The 18,987-nt window shown below is 68.0% G+C and carries 17 protein-coding genes and 1 tRNA gene; 8 read left to right on the top strand and 10 right to left on the bottom strand.

Annotated elements, in window-relative coordinates; translation table 11 throughout:
- Positions 1 to 6 precede the first annotated feature (6 nt).
- Together ftsX and ftsE are read right to left on the bottom strand one after the other, a co-directional pair.
- Positions 7 to 924, bottom strand: a complete 918-nt coding sequence (gene ftsX / locus CGZ91_RS05070) for a permease-like cell division protein FtsX (protein WP_094453158.1) — start codon at positions 922 to 924, stop codon at positions 7 to 9.
- 48 nt (positions 925 to 972) lie between these two features.
- Positions 973 to 1,659 (bottom strand): cell division ATP-binding protein FtsE, encoded by a 687-nt coding sequence (gene ftsE / locus CGZ91_RS05065; RefSeq protein ID WP_094451490.1) that lies wholly within the window; start codon positions 1,657 to 1,659, stop codon positions 973 to 975.
- Positions 1,660 to 1,829: 170 nt separating this feature from the next.
- On the opposite strand from ftsE, the gene CGZ91_RS05060 reads away from it, so the two are divergent.
- Positions 1,830 to 2,897: a GNAT family N-acetyltransferase gene (locus tag CGZ91_RS05060; protein ID WP_094453156.1), complete on the top strand. Its 1,068-nt coding sequence runs from the start codon at positions 1,830 to 1,832 to the stop codon at positions 2,895 to 2,897.
- Between the two features lie 106 nt (positions 2,898 to 3,003).
- Here the strand turns inward: CGZ91_RS05060 and prfB are convergent, their stop codons facing one another.
- Positions 3,004 to 4,119, bottom strand: coding sequence for a peptide chain release factor 2 (gene prfB / locus CGZ91_RS05055; protein WP_094451542.1), 1,116 nt, complete (start codon positions 4,117 to 4,119; stop codon positions 3,004 to 3,006).
- Between the two features lie 127 nt (positions 4,120 to 4,246).
- On the opposite strand from prfB, the gene CGZ91_RS05045 reads away from it, so the two are divergent.
- The 3 genes from CGZ91_RS05045 to CGZ91_RS05035 all read left to right on the top strand — a co-directional run bounded on the left by CGZ91_RS05045 (position 4,247) and on the right by CGZ91_RS05035 (position 7,318).
- Positions 4,247 to 4,906, top strand: a complete 660-nt coding sequence (locus CGZ91_RS05045) for a hypothetical protein (protein WP_179229227.1) — start codon at positions 4,247 to 4,249, stop codon at positions 4,904 to 4,906.
- Between the two features lie 82 nt (positions 4,907 to 4,988).
- Positions 4,989 to 5,726 (top strand): response regulator transcription factor, encoded by a 738-nt coding sequence (locus CGZ91_RS05040; protein WP_094453150.1) that lies wholly within the window; start codon positions 4,989 to 4,991, stop codon positions 5,724 to 5,726.
- Positions 5,723 to 7,318, top strand: coding sequence for a sensor histidine kinase (locus CGZ91_RS05035; protein WP_179229226.1), 1,596 nt, complete (start codon positions 5,723 to 5,725; stop codon positions 7,316 to 7,318). The genes CGZ91_RS05040 and CGZ91_RS05035 overlap by 4 nt, the downstream gene beginning before the upstream one ends.
- Here the strand turns inward: CGZ91_RS05035 and CGZ91_RS05030 are convergent.
- Positions 7,242 to 10,733 (bottom strand): proline dehydrogenase family protein, encoded by a 3,492-nt coding sequence (locus tag CGZ91_RS05030; RefSeq protein ID WP_094453148.1) that lies wholly within the window; start codon positions 10,731 to 10,733, stop codon positions 7,242 to 7,244. The genes CGZ91_RS05035 and CGZ91_RS05030 overlap by 77 nt on opposite strands.
- Before the next feature lie 97 nt (positions 10,734 to 10,830).
- On the opposite strand from CGZ91_RS05030, the gene CGZ91_RS05025 reads away from it, so the two are divergent.
- Complete coding sequence (locus tag CGZ91_RS05025) at positions 10,831 to 11,325, top strand: DUF6328 family protein (protein WP_144276789.1); 495 nt, start codon at positions 10,831 to 10,833, stop codon at positions 11,323 to 11,325.
- Between the two features lie 76 nt (positions 11,326 to 11,401).
- On the opposite strand, the gene CGZ91_RS05020 is transcribed toward CGZ91_RS05025, so the two are convergent.
- On the bottom strand, positions 11,402 to 13,387 hold the full coding sequence (locus tag CGZ91_RS05020; protein ID WP_094453146.1) for an alpha-galactosidase: 1,986 nt from the start codon (positions 13,385 to 13,387) through the stop codon (positions 11,402 to 11,404).
- Between the two features lie 88 nt (positions 13,388 to 13,475).
- Here CGZ91_RS05020 and CGZ91_RS05015 point away from each other — a divergent pair.
- Positions 13,476 to 13,549, top strand: a tRNA-Val gene (locus CGZ91_RS05015).
- A gap of 119 nt (positions 13,550 to 13,668) precedes the next feature.
- On the opposite strand, the gene CGZ91_RS05010 is transcribed toward CGZ91_RS05015, so the two are convergent.
- The 3 genes from CGZ91_RS05010 to CGZ91_RS05000 form a co-directional block, all read right to left on the bottom strand.
- A complete protein-coding gene (locus tag CGZ91_RS05010; protein WP_094453144.1) occupies positions 13,669 to 14,160 on the bottom strand; it encodes a hypothetical protein in 492 nt (163 codons plus the stop codon).
- Positions 14,161 to 14,168: 8 nt separating this feature from the next.
- Complete coding sequence (locus CGZ91_RS05005; RefSeq protein WP_144276788.1) at positions 14,169 to 15,254, bottom strand: hypothetical protein; 1,086 nt, start codon at positions 15,252 to 15,254, stop codon at positions 14,169 to 14,171.
- A 288-nt stretch (positions 15,255 to 15,542) separates the two neighbouring features.
- Positions 15,543 to 16,046, bottom strand: coding sequence for a flavin reductase family protein (locus CGZ91_RS05000; protein ID WP_094453140.1), 504 nt, complete (start codon positions 16,044 to 16,046; stop codon positions 15,543 to 15,545).
- 89 nt (positions 16,047 to 16,135) lie between these two features.
- Between CGZ91_RS05000 and nadE the strand changes: the two genes are divergently transcribed.
- Entirely contained in the window at positions 16,136 to 16,960 is an 825-nt protein-coding gene (gene nadE / locus CGZ91_RS04995) for an ammonia-dependent NAD(+) synthetase (protein WP_094453138.1), read from the top strand.
- A gap of 19 nt (positions 16,961 to 16,979) precedes the next feature.
- Here the strand turns inward: nadE and CGZ91_RS04990 are convergent, their stop codons facing one another.
- Complete coding sequence (locus tag CGZ91_RS04990; RefSeq protein WP_179229225.1) at positions 16,980 to 17,816, bottom strand: CPBP family intramembrane glutamic endopeptidase; 837 nt, start codon at positions 17,814 to 17,816, stop codon at positions 16,980 to 16,982.
- A 463-nt stretch (positions 17,817 to 18,279) separates the two neighbouring features.
- On the opposite strand from CGZ91_RS04990, the gene CGZ91_RS04985 reads away from it, so the two are divergent.
- Positions 18,280 to 18,531, top strand: coding sequence for an LLM class flavin-dependent oxidoreductase (locus tag CGZ91_RS04985; protein WP_094453134.1), 252 nt, complete (start codon positions 18,280 to 18,282; stop codon positions 18,529 to 18,531).
- Between the two features lie 148 nt (positions 18,532 to 18,679).
- Here the strand turns inward: CGZ91_RS04985 and CGZ91_RS04980 are convergent, their stop codons facing one another.
- Positions 18,680 to 18,982: a hypothetical protein gene (locus CGZ91_RS04980; protein WP_007321360.1), complete on the bottom strand. Its 303-nt coding sequence runs from the start codon at positions 18,980 to 18,982 to the stop codon at positions 18,680 to 18,682.
- Between the last annotated feature and the right edge of the window lie 5 nt (positions 18,983 to 18,987).

The raw sequence follows: 18,987 nt of genomic DNA, 5'->3' as shown, positions 1-18,987 counted from the left end.
CGAGGGTCAGACCCTGAGGTATTGCCGTGTGGCAATCACAGTTGGGATTATCGCCAGAACAATGCCGACGACCGCAACCCCCACCATGGCCAAACCGGCCTCAGCCCACCCAATCCAAGGTAAAGCCTGAAGTGAGACTTGAGCCTGCTCGATGATGCCGAAGTGCAGGATGCCGGCCAGCGTGGCGCAGGCCAGCACCGCTCCGATCAGCGCTGCGACCAGCGATTCGAGCAGGAACGGCAACATGATGGAGAAGTTGCTCGCGCCCACCAGTCGCATGATGCCGAGCTCGCGTCGGCGCGAGAACGCAGCAATCCGGATGGTGTTGGCGATCTGCAGGGCAGCGGCCAGCAACAGCAGGCCGCTGGCCACCCAAGTGCCGACCTGGACGACGTTGAGGGCGTTGAAGAACGGGTCCAGATATTCGCGCATGTCCTGGACGGCCTGGACCCCGCGGGTGCTCTGCATCTGCGAGACGACGCCCTCGTACTGCTGCGGGTCCTTCAGCTTGATCCGGTAGGATTCCTGCATCTGGTCCACGGTCACGGAATCGACCACCGGGTTGCCCTCGAAGGCTTCCTGGAACTCGGCGTACGCCTGCTCCTTGGACTCGAAGAAGACCTCTTCGACTTCGGGGTTGGCGCGCAGAGCGGCCTCGATCTCCTGCTTCTGGGCGTCGGTGACGTCCTGGCTCAGACCATCGGCGCCCGGATCACAGTTCTGACCGCCGGCGTAGGTCGAGCACAGGAAGACCGAGATCTCGATGCGGTCATACCAATTGCCCTTCATCAGCTCGACCTGCTGGCTGGCCATCAGGCCGGCGCCGAACAGGGCCAACGACACCCACATGGTGACGATGACGGCGATGGTCATGCTGACATTGCGCCGCAGACCCGACCAGGTCTCGGAGAAGGTGTGGCGCATCAGAGGGTCCTCCCAAGGAAGCGTGGGTGGGCGGAAAGTCGACGGGGGTCAGTGCTGGCCATAGACACCTCGCGCCTGGTCACGCACCAGCTGGCCGTCGTCGAGCTCGATGACGCGCTTGCGCATCTGGTTGACGATGCCGGAGTCGTGGGTGGCCATCACCACGGTGGTGTCGGAACGGTTGATCCGGTCCAACAGCTTCATGATCCCCACCGAGGTGTTGGGGTCCAGGTTGCCGGTCGGCTCGTCGGCGATGAGGATCTTGGGCCGGTTCACGAAGGCACGCGCGATTGCGACGCGCTGCTGCTCACCGCCGGACAGCTCCTCCGGGAGCCGGTTCTCCTTGCCGGCCAAACCGACCAGCTCCAAGGTTTCGGGCACCAGCGCACGGATCTGGGCCTTGGACTTGCCGATCACCTGCAGCGCAAAGGCGACGTTCTCGTGCACGGTCTTGCCGGGCAACAGCCGGAAGTCCTGGAAGACGGTGCCGATCTGGCGGCGCAGCTTGGGGATCTTCCACCCCGGCAACCGGCCCAGGTCCGAGCCTGCCACCATCACCTGGCCACTGGTGGCGCGGTATTCGCGCAGCACCAGTCGCAGGAAAGTTGACTTGCCTGACCCGGACGAGCCGACGAGGAAGACGAACTCGCCCTTGTCGATCTCCACGGTCACGTTGCGCAGGGCAGCGCGCTGCTGCCCTGCGTACGTCTTGGTGACGTCCTCGAATCGAATCACGATGTTGATGGGCCGGGATCGGCTCCCGCCCCGGGAACGGGGCGGCTACGGCCATCAGCACTCTAAGTCGCCACATCAAACGTTGCCGGTTCCGACTCGCCCACGGGTCACGAATCGTCCCGCCAGAAAATCCATGGCGGGTGCCGCTGCTGGTCCGCAATGATGGACCCATGACGCTTACCGAGGTCACCACTCCCCTGCACGACGCCGACACCAACCCGACCGCGGACCCACTCGTCGTGGCTGCCGCGGAGCTGAACCGGCAGTGGAATCTGGCGTGGCATGGCCACGACGACTTCGCCAACGATGCCCTCACCCTGGCCAAGAGTCTGAGCACCAGCGACCCGTCGCGGCAGCACTACTGGGTGGCAAGCGATGACCGTGGCCAGCTCGTCGGAGCCGTGCACCTGGCGCTGCCGTTGCGGGAGAACCGTCACGTCGCTCAGTTCGGTCCGTTGGCTGGCACCGGCACGGACTTGACCGAGGTCTACGAAGCTCTGTGGGCGGCCGCCGAACCGAGGCTGATCGAAGCCGGACGCACCGTGGTCCAGACGTGGGAGACCCACGCCAGCGACCCGGACCTGCCGCAGCACGCCGCCGCCAATGGCCACGGCAGCTTCGGCGTCGACGAGGCAGCGCGGTGGTATCTGGCCCACGGTTTCGTTCCGGAGCAGACCGAGGTGGTCCGCTCCGTCACCAGCTCCCGGGCAGCCGAGCTGACAGCCCAGATGCCTGGCGTTGCAGCGGGCTACCGGTTGCTCAGGTGGATCGGACTGACACCTGAGGAGCACATCGAGGCGATGGTGGCGCTGCGGCGCCGGATGAGCGTCGAGTTTCCCCACGCCGACCTGGACAACGAGGAAGAGGACTGGGACGCCGACCGGATCCGCACCCAGGATCAGCGCATCCTGGACCGCGGCTACCAACGTCTCTGCGCGGCTGCCGTGCATGAGGCCAGCGGCGAACTGGTGGCGTACACCCTGCTCGACGTGCCGCCGGGCCACGACGAGACGATCGCCTACCAGGAAGACACCTACGTTCGCAGTGACCACCGGGGGCGCGGACTGGGGCTGTCAGTGAAGGCCGACAACCTGCGTCAGCTGCGCCGGGTGGCCCCAACCGTGGCGCGGATCCACACCTGGAATGCCGAGGAGAACGGCCACATGGTCGCCATCAACGAGGCACTGGGCTTCCAGCGCTCCGGCATCGAGGTCGCCTGGCAGCTCCGGCTGGGGTGAGCTGCCGGCGTACGCCGATCAATGGGCTCGCGTACGCCGATCAATGGGCTCGCGTACGCCGATCAATGGGCTCGCGTACGCCGATCAATGGGCTCGCGTACGCCGATCAGGCCTCGCCGGTCTCCGAAGCCTTGCGCCACCGGATGCCGGCATCAATGAAGCCATCGATCTCACCGTCAAAGACGGCGTCGGGGTTGCCGACCTCGAAGTCGGTCCGCAGGTCCTTGACCATCTGATAGGGATGCAGCACGTAGGAACGCATCTGGGCGCCCCAGGAATTGCCGCCGTCGCTCTTGAGCGCATTCATGGCGGCTTCGCGTTCCTGCCGCTCCCGCTCCAGCAGTCGGGCCTGCAGCACGCGCAGCGCGGAAGCCTTGTTCTGGATCTGTGACTTCTCGTTCTGACAGGTCACCACGATCCCGGTCGGCACATGGGTGATGCGGACCGCGGAGTCGGTGGTATTGACCGACTGACCACCGGGACCCGAGGAGCGATAGACGTCGACGCGGATGTCGCTGTCGGGGATGTCGATGTGGTCGGCAGCCTCGACCACCGGCAGCACCTCGACGCCCGCGAAGGAGGTCTGGCGGCGGCCCTGATTGTCGAAGGGCGAGATCCGCACCAGGCGATGGGTGCCCTGCTCGACCGACAGGGTGCCGTACGCGAATGGCGCCTTGATGGTGAAGGTCGCCGACTTGATACCGGCCTCTTCGGCATAGGAGGTGTCGTAGACCTCGGCGCCGTAACCGTGCCGCTCGGACCAGCGCAGATACATCCGCTGCAGCATCGCCGCGAAGTCAGCCGCGTCGACGCCACCGGCCTCGGCGCGAATCGTCACCAGCGCATCCCGCTCGTCGAACTCGCCTGACAGCAGGGTGCGGACCTCAAGTGCATCCAGTGCCTTGCGCAGTGACTCGATCTCGCGGGCTGCCTCGGCCTCGGACTCCGCGTCGGACTCCTCCTCGGCCAGCTCCAACAGCACCTCAACGTCGTCGAGTCGGCTGCGCAGCCCCTCGACCCGGTCCAGATCTGCCTGCAGGTGCGACAACTTGGAGGTCACTTCACGGGCATGGTCGGCGTCGTCCCACAGGTCTGGCGCGGCAACCTGCTCCTCGAGCTCGGTGATCTTGGCCTTCATCGCGGCCGGGTCGACGACGGCCTCAATCGACTCCATCGAGTGCGTGAGTTCAGAATGTTCGTGCAAAAGATCAGCAATGGCCACCGCAGCACTGTACCTGTCCTCACCGACAACGCGCCGTACGCCGCTGGGCGCCGCGCGTGCGCCACCTTCAGAGGGCTTCCATGGGGTTTTCATGATGGCTTCATCTGCACCGGCCACGATGGTGGCCATGACCAAGAACCTTGTTGCTCTCGCTTCCATCGCTGTCCTCGCTCTCACCGCCTGCGGCGGCTCCGACCAGACGGCCGACCCGGGCCAGACCAGCGAGGCTCCGGCCACCACCAGTGCGTCCGCCACCACCAGTGCCCCCAGCACCTCGACCGAACCCAGCGCCGCTCCCTCCTCCAGTGCGCCCGCCGGCAGCGGTGAGGACTGCGAGGTCCGCGACGGCGAACTGGTGGTCGGCGACGGCGAGACCTGCGAACTCAGCGACGTCTCGATCGACGGCGACGTCAAGGTCGGTCGCGATGGCTCGGTCGTACTGACCAATGTCACCGTCGACGGCAAGATCCAGGGCGAGGGCTACGCCATCGTCAGCGTCACCGGTGGCACCGTCGGCGGCGACATCCAGCTCGCGGATGGCGGCAACGCCGCCATCACCGGCGTACGGGTGGATGGCAACATCCAGGCCGAGGACAACCAGGGTGACCAGACCATCAGCGACAACACCGTTGATGGCGACATCCAAACCGAAGGCAACCGCGGAGCCCAGACGATCACCAACAACCGCGTCGACGGCAACCTGCAGTGCGAGGACAACGACCCTGCCCCGACCGGCGGCAACAACACCGTCGACGGGGACAAGGAAGGCCAGTGCTCGGCACTGTGACCGACCCGGGTCGGCGGCGGACACAGCTGATTCACAGGTACGCCACAGCGCGCACCCAGCCGGGCAGGCAAAGATGGTGCCCATGAACCAGCTGCGCACCGCCGCCGATCCGCTTGCCCGAGCCGACGGGTCACCGCTGCGCATCCTGGTCGTCGACGACGAGGAGTCCTTGACCGACCTGCTGGCGATGGCGATGCGTTACGAGGGTTGGCAGGTCACCACCGCTGACACCGGCACACTGGCGGTTCGCAGGGCGCGGGAGTTCCAGCCCGACGCGATCGTCCTGGACATGATGTTGCCCGACCTCGACGGGTTGGAGGTGCTGCGCCGGGTCCGCGCCGCTGACCCCGAGGTGCCGGTGCTCTTCCTCACCGCCCGGGACGCCGTTGCCGACCGGGTCAGCGGATTGACCGCCGGCGGCGATGACTACGTCACCAAACCCTTCAGCCTCGAAGAACTCATCGCTCGACTTCGGGCACTACTGCGCCGCGCCGGCGCCACCTCGGCCCGCAGCACCGCGCAGCTGGTCGTCGGGGACCTGGTGCTGGACGAGGACAGCCACGACGTGGCCCGCGGCGGCGAACCGATCACCTTGACCGCCACCGAATTCGAGTTGCTGCGGTATCTGATGCGCAACCCCCGCCGGGTGCTCAGCAAGGCACAGATCCTGGACCGGGTCTGGCAGTACGACTTCGGCGGCCAGGCCAACGTGGTTGAGCTCTACATCTCCTATCTGCGCAAGAAGATCGACGTCGGCCGGACCCCGATGATCCACACGGTGCGTGGCGCCGGCTATCTGCTGCGCCCGGCTGACGCATGAGCCTCTCCGACCGGAGCGAGCACGGCGCGACTCCCCCGCCGCGGGGCGGGCCCCTGGCATCCGGCACGCTGGGCCGCCGGTTGCTGAGCCAGGTCGTCCTGCTCGTCGCCCTGCTGGCCGTCGTGCTCGGCACCGCTTCCACCCTTGTCACCCACCGGCTGCTGCTCAGTCAGGTCGACGAGCAACTGGACGCCGTGTCCGTACGCCAGCAGCACGCTCCCCGACCGAGCGGCGGCCCGCCGCTGGGCATCGACGTGCCCGGTCAGCCGATCGGCACGCTGGTGTTGAGCACCGATCCGAATGGCACCAGCACTGGCGCCGTGCTGGCGGAGACGACCGACCACCGGCCCGCCGCGATCCCCATGTCGGCCGAGGCGGCCGAACAGGTCCGGGCAGCGAGCGACCCGCTGCGCCACGTCACCGTCACCGTCGACGGGCTCGGCCGCTACCGGGTCAGCACCTCGGCCGACGGCCAGCTCATCATCGGGATCCCGCTGTCCGGGGTGGACGGCACCATCCGCACCCTGATCTCGATCGAGCTCGGCATCACCGTGGTCGCACTGCTCGCGGCCGGCCTCATCACCCGCAGTGTCGTGGTCCGGTCATTGCGGCCCCTGAACCGACTCGCCCACGTCTCCCACGAGGTCGCCTCCACCCCGCTGCACACCGGCAGTGTCGAACTGGGGCGGGTGCCCGAGCCGGGTCCGGAGGTGAGTTCGGAGGTCGTCGAGCTCGGCGCCTCCCTCAACGCGATGCTCAGCCATGTCGAGCAGGCCTTCGCGGCGCGGGAGGCCAGCGAGTCCCAAGTGCGTTCCTTCGTCGCCGACGCCTCCCACGAGCTGCGCAACCCGCTGGCCACGATCCGCGGCTACGCCGAACTCACCAAACGCGATCGCACCCAATTGCCCGCCGACACGGCCCACGCCCTGGGCCGGATCGAGTCCGAGGCGGCCCGGATGTCCACCCTGGTCGATGACCTGCTGCTGTTGGCCCGCCTGGATGCCGGCCGTGACCTGGAGGTCACCGACACCGACCTGAGCGAGCTCGTGGTCAATGCCCTGAGCGATGCGAGAGCCACCGGCCCTGACCACCACTGGCGGCTGCGGCTGTCCTCGGCGGACCCCGTGGTCGTGCCCGCCGACACCCGACGCCTGCAGCAGGTGCTCGTCAACCTGTTGGCCAACGCCCGGGTCCACACCCCGCCCGGCACCACGGTCGAGGTGGGCCTGGATCGGTCTGCTGCCGGTGAGGCGGTGGTGACCGTCCGCGACGACGGTCCCGGCGTACCGGCTGAGCTGCAGGAGCGCGTCTTCGAGCGGTTCATGCGCGCCGACGCCGGCCGCAGCCGAGCCGGCGGCAACACCAGCACCGGCCTGGGTCTGGCCATCGTGTCCGCGATCGTCGCGGCCCACGACGGCAAGGTGATGCTGCTCAGCCGCCCCGGCCTGACCGAGTTCACCGTGGTGCTGCCGCCAGGTGGCGGCGCCGGAGCTGGATCAAGTACGCCGGGCGACCTCAGCCCTGCGCCAACCGCTCGCGTACCTGCTGCAGCACCGGATCCGGATTGCCGAAGCGATGGGCGGTCAGACTGACGGCCTGCTCCTGCAGGAAGGGCAACAGCTCCACCCGGCCCGCCAGTGTCACCGGGCCGTCCCAGACGGCCACGTCGACGCTGTTGGGTCGTGGCGTCTGTGGCGTCGCACCGACCAACCGCAGCCGGCACCGGGTGGTCCGGGTGGCTGCCTGGTCCGACTCGACCCGGACTGTTCCGGCCGCCCGGAGCGCGGCCGCCAGACTCTCGTCGGCCACCGAGTAGTCAACGGTCGCACCGGCCCGGACCGCTGCCAGCGCCACCCGCAGGAGGTCGCCAAGTTCGGCGCCATCGGCGGCCCGGACGGTGACGGCCGCCGGCAGGTGCCGCAGCACATTGGCCTCTGCCGCCAGACCCGTGACATCTCGGGGCGAGAAATGGTCTCGCCAGGCCAGGTCGTCACTCTCGGCTGCCAACCTCAGCGCGGCAAGATCGGCGCTCAGGTCGGGGTCCTCGGCCCAGCGAGCCAGCAGTTTCTGCACCGGCTCGGTCAGGGTGACGGCCGAACTGGCAGCCGCCCGCCGGGGCCGACCCATCGGCGCCCACCGCACCAGCGACGCGAGATGGTTGGGGCCACCGGCTTTGGCGCCCGGGCCCACCACCGACTGCTTCCAACCCCCGAACGGCTGCCGACCCACGATCGCGCCGGTGATGCCGCGGTTGACGTAGAGGTTGCCCGCCTCGACCCCCGACAGCCAAGCCTCGATCTCGGTCGGATTCTGGCTGTGCAGGCCGGCTGTCAGACCGTAGGGGGTGCTGTTCTGCCACGCGATCGCCTCCCCCAGCGAGGCGGCCTCCATGATCCCAGTGACCGGCCCGAAGCACTCCGTCCGGTGGAATGCCGCACCCGGTTGGACCCCTGCGCGTACGCCTGGGCTCCACAGTCGTCCGGTGCCGTCGAGCTGGCGTGGCCGCAGCGCCCAGGACTCGCCCTCGGCCAGATCGGTGAGCCCGGACAGCAGCTTGCCGCCGACCGGCTCGATCACCGGGCCGACCTCCGCCCTGGGATCGGTCGGCCAGCCCACCCGAAGCGACCGGGCACCGTCGAGGATCTGGTCGCGCAGCCGGGTGCTGCGGGCTGCCTGTCCGACCAGGATCACCAACGAGGCAGCCGAACACTTCTGGCCGGCGTGTCCGAAAGCACTGCGGACGATGTCGGCCGCCGCCAGGTCATAGTCAGCGCTCGGGGTGACGATGATGGCGTTCTTGCCGCTGGTCTCGGCATACAGGCGCAGGTCGGCACGCCAGCCGTGGAACAGTTCTGCGGTGGCGTGAGCGCCGGTGAGCAGCACCAGGTCCACGTCGGGGTGACAGATCAGCGCGCGCCCGGCTTCCCCCTCGCCCGCATCGGCCAGCTGCAGGACGTCGGTCGGCACCCCGGCCGCCCACAGACATTCGGCGATGACGGCGGCGCAGCGACGGGCCTGCGGTGCCGGCTTGAGCACGGTCGCGGATCCGACCGCCAGCGGCGCCAGCACCGAGCCAGCGGTGATGGCGAGCGGAAAGTTCCACGGCGGCGTCGCCACGGTGACCTGCGGTGGCACCGGTTCGGCGCCGGCGACCTGTTCCAGCGCGATGGCCTGGTCGGCGTACCAATTGGCGAAGTCGACGGCCTCGCTGACCTCGACGTCCCCCTCGGCGATCACCTTTCCGGTCTCTGCGGCGGCGACAACCACCAGATCTCCGCGGCGCCCGCTGAGCTCGACCGCGGCTCGGCGCAGGACCTCGGCACGACCGTTCGCTCCCAGGTCGTGCCACCCCGGTTGAGCGGCCCGTGCCCGCGCCAGCACGGCGATGACCGCAGCCGGATTGGCGCACTGGGACCCGGCCAGAGTGTCCTGCCCCAGGCCGGTGGCAGTGGGAGCCGAGACGTCGCGACGGATCTGGTCGGTCAGCGACCGGGCCCAGGACCGGGTCGATCGCAGCGAGGGATCGGAGTCGGTCGCGGAGCTGAATCCGCGGTCCCCGCCGGGCACGACCACGGGGTGCCTAGCGCTGTCCTGTCGGCGACGAGGCGAGGGCGTACGCCGGTCCAATCCCTGCAACGCCGAGCGGAAACGGTCCTCCTCGCGGGCAAACAGGCTCTGGTCCGAGCCGATCTCCGTGACGGCGGACATGAAGTTGTCGCTGGCGGAGTTCTCTTCGAGGCGCCGCACCAGATAGCTGATGGCAGTGTCGAAATGGGCGGGGTGGACCACCGGGGTGTAGAGCAACAGCCCTCCGACGGTGCGCCGGATCACCTCCACCTGGTCCGGCGACATCCCCAACAACATTTCGAACTCGACCCGGTCCGCGACACCGCGCGCCTCACTGAGCAGATGCGCCAACGCCAGGTCGAACAGGTTGTGACCGGCCACGCCGACGCGCACCGCCCGGGTCCGTTCCGGCGTCAGCGCCCAGTCCAGCACCCGCTTGTACTGCCGGTCGGTTTCGACCTTGCTCGGCCAGGTCGCCAACTCCCAGCCGTGCAGTTCAGCGTCGACCCGTTCCATCGGCAGGTTGGCGCCCTTGACCAGACGCACCTTGATTCCGGCGCCACCGGCATCGAGGCGGCGCTGGGCCCAATCAGTGAGCCGCTGCAGGGCCGCGAGACTGTCCGGCAGGTACGCCTGCAGAACGATGCCGGCCTCCAGACCACGCAGCTCGGGCTGGTCCAGCAGAGTCATGAAGACCGCCAGGGTCAAGTCGAGGTCGTGGTACTCCTCCATGTCCAGATTGATGAACGTCGGGCCCGCAGCGCTGGAATCGCGTGCCTGCGCTGCTTCCCGATAGAGCGGCGTGAGACGTTCCACCACTGCTGCGACGGTCTGCTCGAAGGCCCACAGATTCAGATGCGGCACCACCGAGGACACCTTGATGGAGACATAGTCGACATCGGGGCGGCGCAGCAGCTCCAGCGTCCCGGCGAGCCGGCGGTCGGCCTCGTCCTGACCCAGGACAGCCTCCCCCAGCAGGTTGAGGTTGACCCGTACGCCGTCGCGGCGCAGGTGCGCCAAGGATCGCTTCAGCGCGTGCGGACGAGAGTCCAGCACCAGATGGCCGACGAGTTCACGCAGCACCCGGCGGGCGATCGGGACGACCTGGTGCGGTGCTCTGGATGCCACGGCGCCGCCGAGGCGCACCAGCTTTGCCAGTGGCGCCGGCAGGAAGTCGAGATCCATCCGGGCCAGCTCGGCAAACTGGGCCGCCGCTGTCACCGGATCCTCCGGGCGTACCACCCGATCGACGAAGCCCATCGTGAAGGGCAGCCCAGAGGGGTGAGCGAGCACTCCGGCGAGCAGATCAGCCGCCATCGCCGCCCGGCCGGTGGCCTGTGAGCCTTCGCTCTCGACAAGCCAGCGACGTACCAGCTCAACGGCGTCATCAGCTAGCTCGGCCGGGTGGGGATAACTACTCACGTAAGTGGCGTCGACCATGGGCGTACCTTATCGAGGCAGGGCGGCCGACACTGCTGAGGACCCCAAACAGCACCCCAGGGCTGGACATCCGGCAGGCGACGGATCACAGTTGGGTGTGACAAACACCGAGTGGATCGACGAGCGCGACGAATCGCCCGACCAGCGCATGGACCGCAACTTCGCGGAACTCCTGCAGGAACTGCGCGTCCTGCAGACCGGCACCCAGATCCTCGCGGGCTTCCTCATCACAGTGCCCTTCCAGTCCCGGTTCGCGGACCTGTCCGAGGCGCACCGCATGGTCTTTCTCATCGCCTTCGCGCTGGCGTTTCTCACCACGGCCCTGCTGGTCGGCCCGGTGAGCATCCACCACAGCCTGTTCCGTCGACACCGCAAGGCCGACTCGGTCCAGGCCGCGCACGTGATGGCCCGGCTGGGGCTGCTCACCCTCGCCCTCGCCATCTCCGCGGTGATCTGCCTGGTGGTCGGCGTGGTGCTCGGCGCCGGCGCCGGGTGGGTCGCGGGCGCCTTGGGGCTGGTCGTCTTCGGCGGGACCTGGTTCGCCCTACCGCTGCTGCTGCGCCGGCTCAATGGCTCGTCGGCGGCCGTCTGACGGGCGCAAGCCCCAATCGTGCGGGCCCGCTCGCGCTCGGCGGGGTCGCCAGTCGAGCCGCCGCCACCGGCGCGGGTCAGTCGTGGCGGACGTGCAGCAGCGCGTGACCCAGCGGGTGACCGATGCTGACCTCGACCGCACCGTCGACGACCGTCGCCGTGGCGTCGCCATGCGCCACCTCGACCCCGGTGACCGGCGGCAGGTGGCCCGGCAGCGGAATCTGCCAGGTGCCCTGATCACCGAGGGGCCGGTACGCCAGCTGGGCCGATTTGCCCGACACCGGTTCGGTCACGAAACCGGCCCAGGTCCACCCGTTGGGCGCAGCTCCCACCGGATGCACCGGAGCAGCGAAGCACTCCCGCAGCTCCCGCCAGGCCTCGAGCAACTCCGCGAGCGCCTGCTGGTCCTCGATGGGCAGTTCGCTCACCTCGAGCCACGCCAGCGGGCTGGCGGCCAGCACGGTGGCAGCAACATCGACCTGCCGCCATCGACCTGGTGCCAGCGGATCATCGGCATACCACTCGTGCTGCCGCGGCAGGCTGACGTTGGCGAACTCCATCCGCAGCCGCTGCGGATGCACCACGTGCGCCAGCTGCCACAGGTTCCGCAGCGTGTGGTGCGGCCAGTAGGACCCGCGGGCGACATAGCGATTCTCGACGAACAGTGGCCCGGTCGTCAGGGTGCCCCAATAGCCCAGCCGTACGCCGGCAGTCACGTCGGTGTCCAGCAGCAGTTGGTCGCCGACCCGCTCCTGCAGGGCCTCATAGAACGCCACCAGTCGGCGTTCAGAGGCGGCGCTGGTGAGACTGACGGCGTCCAGCTTCACGTCGGCGAGCTCGTGGTCGGCCCAGAGTCGGGCGATCGTGTCGACGTCACGCTGCCAGTTGGCGAATTCGCTGGCCGAGTCCGGGGCGTACCACAGGCCCAGGCGTACGCCGGCCGCCTTGGCCCGCTGCACCAGCGGAGCCAACCCGTCCGGGAATCGTTCGGCGTGGAAGGCCCAGAACTGGTCGTCGCTGTCCCAGAAACCTTGGTAGATGCCGACCTCGTCCTCACCGGTGGTCGTCATGGGCGAGGCGCCGCGCTGCCAGCCGTCGTCGAGTTGAACCACCTCGATGCCGATGCGCGCAGCCGCGTCGATCTCGCGTTCGATGAAGTCCTGCGACATCCGCAGGTGCCGGTTGAAGTCACCCCAGGTGTTCGACAGCACCAACGCATCCCGCCCCGGTTGGTAGGGCCGCAGCCACTGCTGCCAACGGTGCAGTGCCGTGGTCTGTTCGGCGCCAGCGCGATGCGGGATCAGCCAGGTCACGTAGCCGGCGGTTTCAGCAAGATCGTCGACTGGCCGGTCTGGGCGGCCGTTGCCGGCCAACTCGAGCCGATCGCCGTAGAGGCCGACGTCGGCCTCGCAGCCCACCGGTCGGTGCTCGGGAGCGGGCGCTTCCTTGACCAGCGTCAGGGCGGCGCCGTCGGCGGGGTCGGTCAGTGTGACCAGGTTGGCTGCCAGCTCGATGTCCTCCTTGCGGCTGGCGTGGTAGCTGTCGACGTGCACGAGGTTGTCAGTCCGGTCCGTGACCGCGAGCAACCGGACCCGGCTGAGCTCGAGGTGCTGCGACGTCAGCTGCCAGGCATCCAGCCGGTCGGCAAGGCCGGCGGCGGTGTCAGCGGTGCCAGCTCGAATGATTTCGGGGCCGCCGTCCGGCGCGGAATCACGGCTGGCGTGGTGAGCGGTTTCGGTCGAGCTGCTCGGTGCCGTCACCAGCTGGTAGCCGATGACAGGAATGCCGTGCGGGAGCCAGAACCGGTGCTGCCAGCTCGCGCCGTTCACCGTGGCGTATGCATCCACGCGTAGCGCTGTGCCCGAGACCGGCGCGTAGCGGACCTCGGCCTGCTCGAACCGCCATTCGACCTCGATCCGGCGCCCCGGGTCGCGCACCCAAGCGTGGTCGTCGGCGGTGAACCCAACCGTGGTCAGGCCGACGTCGGACCACCCCACCCGATGGCTGAGACCATCGTTTTCCAAAAGCAGATCACCATTGTCCAGCCGTACGCTCGCGGTCATGCTGGCATCCAATCACACCTGAACCCACGGTTGTGGTTGGTCTGGCATCGGGCGGGACCGTATGATGTTGCGGGCCCTCACGGGCCGAGGGCGCATAGCTCAGTTGGTTAGAGCACCTGCCTTACAAGCAGGGAGTCGGGGGTTCGAGTCCCTCTGCGCCCACCTCTCTTGCCGGACCGGATGCCGAGCGAGCCAGCGCCGTGTCGCAACCCGACAACGGAATCGGGCCCCCGCCAGCAGCAGCTGGCGAGAGCCCGACCACAGGTCACTACCGTGGCGGATCAGTCGTCCTGCCAGGTGAACCAGGTCAGCCACAGGTTGTTGTACTGGCCATACATCCGCGGCGAGTCGGCATCGACCTTCACGCCGTCGCGGTCATAGCAGCGCACCGCGGTCCGGTGTCCGCCACCCGAGCCGCCACAGGTGAACCCCAGCTTGGCCAGTGACTCATCCGGCGACACGGCCAGCGACACGATCGGGCCCACCGTGTTGGAGTAGACAACGAGGTCGCCGTTTTCGATCGTCACCTCGGTGACACCAACGCAGTAGTGGGAGGAGTTGGCGTGGATCCGGGGCACGGTGTTGCCTTCGGCGTCCCGCTCGTCGAAGCGGATGACGCAACCGCGGATGGCCACGGCATTGTCGGCGTCAGCGTCGCGCATGAAGTTCTCCGCGGCAGCACCGACACCACCGGCTGCGACGAGCGCAAACACGGCGCCAAGGACGAGGACAATGCGGCGTACGGAGTTCAGGGGGTTGGTCTTGGTGGTCATGATCTTCCTCACTTGGCGTATCCGGTGTCGATCAGGGCTCGGGCGGCACGGATCGAGTGTCCGGCCTCCCCGTGGTACCAGGGCAGTGCCCAGCCGTTGCCCGAGAACTTCTCGCGGCAGGTCTCCAGCAGCGTCGCTGCGTTCTCCGGCTCCCCCATCTGGACGGCTGACAGGGCCATCTCGGTGTGGGGGAAGTTGTTGTCGATCTCGTTGTACATCCAGCGGGGGCAGGCATCGGAGTACGCCTTCCAGGAGGCCACCGAGCGGCGGTCATCGGGGCTGACCACCTGCAGGTGCACCTGCCAGTACTGGCACCACTGGTCGGGCATGAAGGCCTTGGTCAGGTCGGAGACCTTCAGCAGCTTCTCGCCGTGACCCCACGACCAGTTCTGCAACTCCTCGTTCCACAGCACCGAGAGCATGGCCGAGCGGGTCTGACGCGCCTTGCGGTCGTAGTACCGGGCCTGCTCCATGCGGTGGGCGCGACGTTCCAGCCACGCCAGACAATTCAGTCCCCGATAGACGACCGCGTTGTCCTGGACGTACTTCATCTTGGAGTTGGGGCGTGCCCAGCACAGGTGATCCGGATTGCGTACGCCCCACTTCACCTCGGTCGTGGCCGAGGCCATGATCTCGTACTTCTCGATGTTCTCCATCACCAGGTGCTGGAGGTCCCGGTCACCGGTCCGGAAGGCGTCGTGGGCCGTGATCATGCCGACGGTGGTGCCAGCGTCAGTCGAGCTGTATTCGCCGGTGTCGGTCTCCTCGCCGGTTGCCGGGTCCCACACCCAGTCACTCACCGTGCCGGGGATGCCGTAGGGGTCCTCCTCGGCGGTGTTCATGTGGTCCAGGAACCACTGGATGTAGTTGCCCAGCGCCTCCCGGCTGCGGGAACTGTTGGCGGCAGCGAGTCCCTGCGCGGCCCAGTTCCCGAAGTAGGGCTGCAGCTCATACTGCGTCGGGCCCCGCAGAGCACCGGAGGGCACCTGCTTGCTGATGATGAAGTCTTCCTGCTCCTCGATCCAGCCGCTGGCGTCGAAGCCGGGGTCCGCGCGCGCCGACCTGAGCGGCGATCCGAACGCAGCCGCGGCCACGCCTGCGGCCGTGAAGGACAAGACGGTCCGCCGAGACGTGCGTGCGTGGCCGATCCTCCGATCGGGGGCGGCTGGCGGGTTCGGTGGGGCGCCCGAAGGGTCGCTGATGGGGTGTCGAGCGGTCATGGGGGTGTGCCTCTCGTTTCGGTCGGGCCCTCATCGGTCCGACCTGGTGCGCACGACGGTAAACGCGTTCCGCCAGCGGAGTCAAGGGGGTGTTCAGCCGGCTGAACCCTGGTGAGTCCGTTGGCAACTCGCCGAGGATCCGATCGAGTTCGGATCCGTCCGTCAGCGGTCGGCAAGCGCCCCGAAGCCGTGGTCCCAGCGCACCAACGGCTGCCCCTGGCCGTGCTCGCCGCCTCGGATCACGTCGCCGACAACGATGACCTGATCGTGCACCGGCACCGAGGAATGGGTGCGACACCACAAGGTCACCAGCGCATCGGGCAACCACAGCGGTCCCTCCTCCGACGCGACCGCACCGGCCTCGAGCATCGCCTCGGTACGCCGTTGCCTGCGCTCGGCGCCAGTCAGGCCGGCCGGCAGCTTGGCGGTCATGGCGCGCACCAGCGGCAGGTGCCGGCCGGCCAGGACGCTGACCGCCCATGGCTCCCCGGCAAGCATCGCGGCCAGTCCCTCGCGCCGCTCCCCCACCGACACCGCGATCGTGAAGGGATCCACCGATGCGGTCAGCACCGATCCCGCGACGAATGATGCCGGGACAGGGCCCGCCACATTCACCACGGTGAGCCCGCTGGCGTAGCGGGCAAAGCTGTCGTACAACGACGGCATTCAATCGCCTCCCTGCCTGCAGGCTACGACCTTGTGACAGATCACCGGTCTGGCGTCCACGCCCAGCAGGCAGCCATTAGGGTTCTCACATGCGTGAGCTCCAGCAGCAGATCATCGCCGAGATGGGCGTCAAGCCGACCATCGATCCGGCCGCCGAGGTCGACGCGCGGGTGCAGTTCCTGTGCGACTACCTCTCCGCCAGCCACACCGCCGGCTTCGTGTTGGGCATCTCCGGCGGCATCGACTCGACCTTGGCGGGGCGCCTGTGCCAGTTGGCCGTGGACCGCCTCACCCGGCAGGGCGTCGAGGCAGACTTCGTCGCCGTACGCCTGCCCCACCGCGTCCAGACCGACGAGGACGACGCAGCCGCCGCGATGGCCTTCGTGGCCGCCAAGACTGACTGGACCTTCAACATCGCCGGCGGCGTCGCCGGAGTCGCCGAGGAGTTCGAGAAGACCACCGGACGCCCGATCAGCGACTTCAACCAAGGCAACGTGAAGGCGCGGATGCGGATGCTCGCGCAGTACGCCTTGGCTGGCGAACGCAACCTCTTGGTGGTCGGCACCGACCACGGCGCTGAGTCCGTGGTGGGCTTCTTCACCAAGTTCGGCGATGGCGGCGCCGACATCCTGCCCCTGTTTGGCCTGAACAAGCGCCAGAACAGGCAGCTGCTGCAGCACCTGGGGGCCGAGGAGCGACTGTGGACCAAGGTCCCGACCGCCGACCTGTTGGACGGCAAGCCGCTGCAGACCGACGAGTCCGAACTGGGACTGTCCTATGACCAGATCGATGACTACCTCGAGGGCCGCGAGGTGCCCGACGACATCGCCGGGTCGATCGAACAGAAGTACCTGCGTACGCGCCACAAGCGGACCACCCCGGTCACCATCCTCGACACCTGGTGGCGCCCCTGAGGTCGAGGCGTACGCCACGCTAGGCACTCTGGGCCGCGGCCGGTCGGTATGCCAACCGACCTCGCGTCACGACAACGGCGATGATCGCGAGCACCGCCATTCCGATCGCTGCGGGCCAGTTGCTGGCGGTGCCGCTCCCACCGAGCACCCCACCGGAGTGGATGCCCCAGTTGACGCCATTGTGCGCGAGGATCGCGAGCAACACTGAGTGATTCGACCCGTTCGCCAGCCAGGACATCACGAAGGACAGGCTGACCACGAGCAGCAGATACGCCAGCAGCTGACCGGGCTCGTCTCGCGCGGTGTCCCAGTCGTCGGTGAGGAACAGCGGCGCGTGCCAGCAGCAGTGGATGACGCCGAGGAGCAGGGCCGAGGTCGCCGGGTGGAGTCGTTCCTGCAGCCGGGGCAGCGCGAACCCGCGCCAGCCAGGCTCCTCCTGGAACGGTCCGCCAAGCAGGTACACGACGTAGGTGATGGCCAGCGTGATCGCCACCGGCGGCATGCGCCTGTCGACCGCCGGGACGACAGAGCCTGTCAGGAGATAGCCGAGGCCAGCGGCGAGTGGGATCACCACCAAGGCCGCGGCGTACCACCTGGCATGCACCCGCCACTGGATGATCCGACGCCAGAACCGGCCGACGCCCTCACGCCCCTCGGTCAGCCGGGTCATCAGCAGCGCGGCGGCGAACGGTCCGGCGAAGAGGCCGAGTTGGTTGATGCCGGCAACCGCGCTGAACGGCAAGTCGTAGGGCAGCAGCCCGATGCCGTTGCGGGACAGCCACCACGGGCTCCACATCAGCCAGGAGCCGAGATAGGCCAGCACGAAGAAGGACGTCAAGGGTCGGCGAGAGAGCAAGGATTTCATCCATCAGTTTCCGGGTCGCGGCCGAGGTGCCTCGGACGATGACTTGAGGCTCAGGCTAGCCCCGTCCCGGGCGCGAAGCACGGGGGGCGGGGAGCGCCAGAACCTTGAGTTGCTCCACTGGTGCGTCATGGAGGACCGTTGGCCGAAGTCTCCAATGTCTCTCGGAACCGCCCCTGACCGTAGCCCCCGCGTCGGAGCGAACACTTGCCGGTCTAGAGTCGCTGACCATCCCCATACGCAATGGCCGCAGAGCCTGCGGCAGGAGAGGCGGAGGGCCATGGCCAAGCTGACCTACACCTTCCTCGCGTCCTTGGACGGTTACATCAACGACGGCGGGATTCGGCAACGGGATGGTGCACCTGCATTACCGCGTCGGACGTGACTGATTCGGACGTGACTGACTCGGCCCGCGCCGGTGCAGGAATGAAGCAACCCCGTTGAAAGTTGACATGTCATGCGAGCCTTCGGATTCCTCAGTTTCGGTCACTACGGCGCCACGTCGGGCGTACGCGGTCTGACCGCACGCCAGATGCTCCACGACGCGATCGACATCGCCGTCGGGGCCGACGAGTTGGGCGTCAACGGCACCTACTTCCGGGTGCATCACTTCGCCAAGCAGTCGGCCTCACCGATGCCACTGCTGGCCGCGATCGCCGGTCGCACCCGCCACATCGAGGTGGGCACCGGCGTCATCGACATACGCTAGCGCATGCCCGGGTTGTAGCACCCGTTGTCAGCGTCGGCGCGCTTTACAGCACAACGCTGACGGCACTCCTGGCTGGTTTTCGATGAAGGCGGCTCTTCCTGCGCTGAGCGTCGGTGCGATGATCGCGCAACCCGGCGGTGCTCCACCCTCATAGAGGCGCATCAAGTACTTCGCGCAGCTGATCGACGGTGGGCGAACCAGCCAGCCCGGCAGGAGTGCGGAACACTCGACAGGCGAGCCCCACCGGCGTGTGCTCGTCGGCGAAGGGGTCGGAACCGTCAATGAGGACGGTCGGGGACCCGTGGAACCCGAGGCGGGCGGCGTCCTCGGCAGTCTCGACTCGCTGATGCACGACGCGGACGTCCGATCGGCCGTCGAGGGCCTCGGTGAGCCGCCGGTCGAGCACCTCCCAGTTCGGGCACCCGTCGAAGTACTGCAACGTGATCTCCATGATCC

Source organism: Parenemella sanctibonifatiensis (genome assembly GCF_002250565.1).
In the GTDB taxonomy this organism is placed as follows: domain Bacteria; phylum Actinomycetota; class Actinomycetes; order Propionibacteriales; family Propionibacteriaceae; genus Parenemella; species Parenemella sanctibonifatiensis.
The sequence above is the reverse complement of the archived record's forward strand: the minus strand, read 5'-3'. Positions and strand labels throughout refer to the sequence as shown.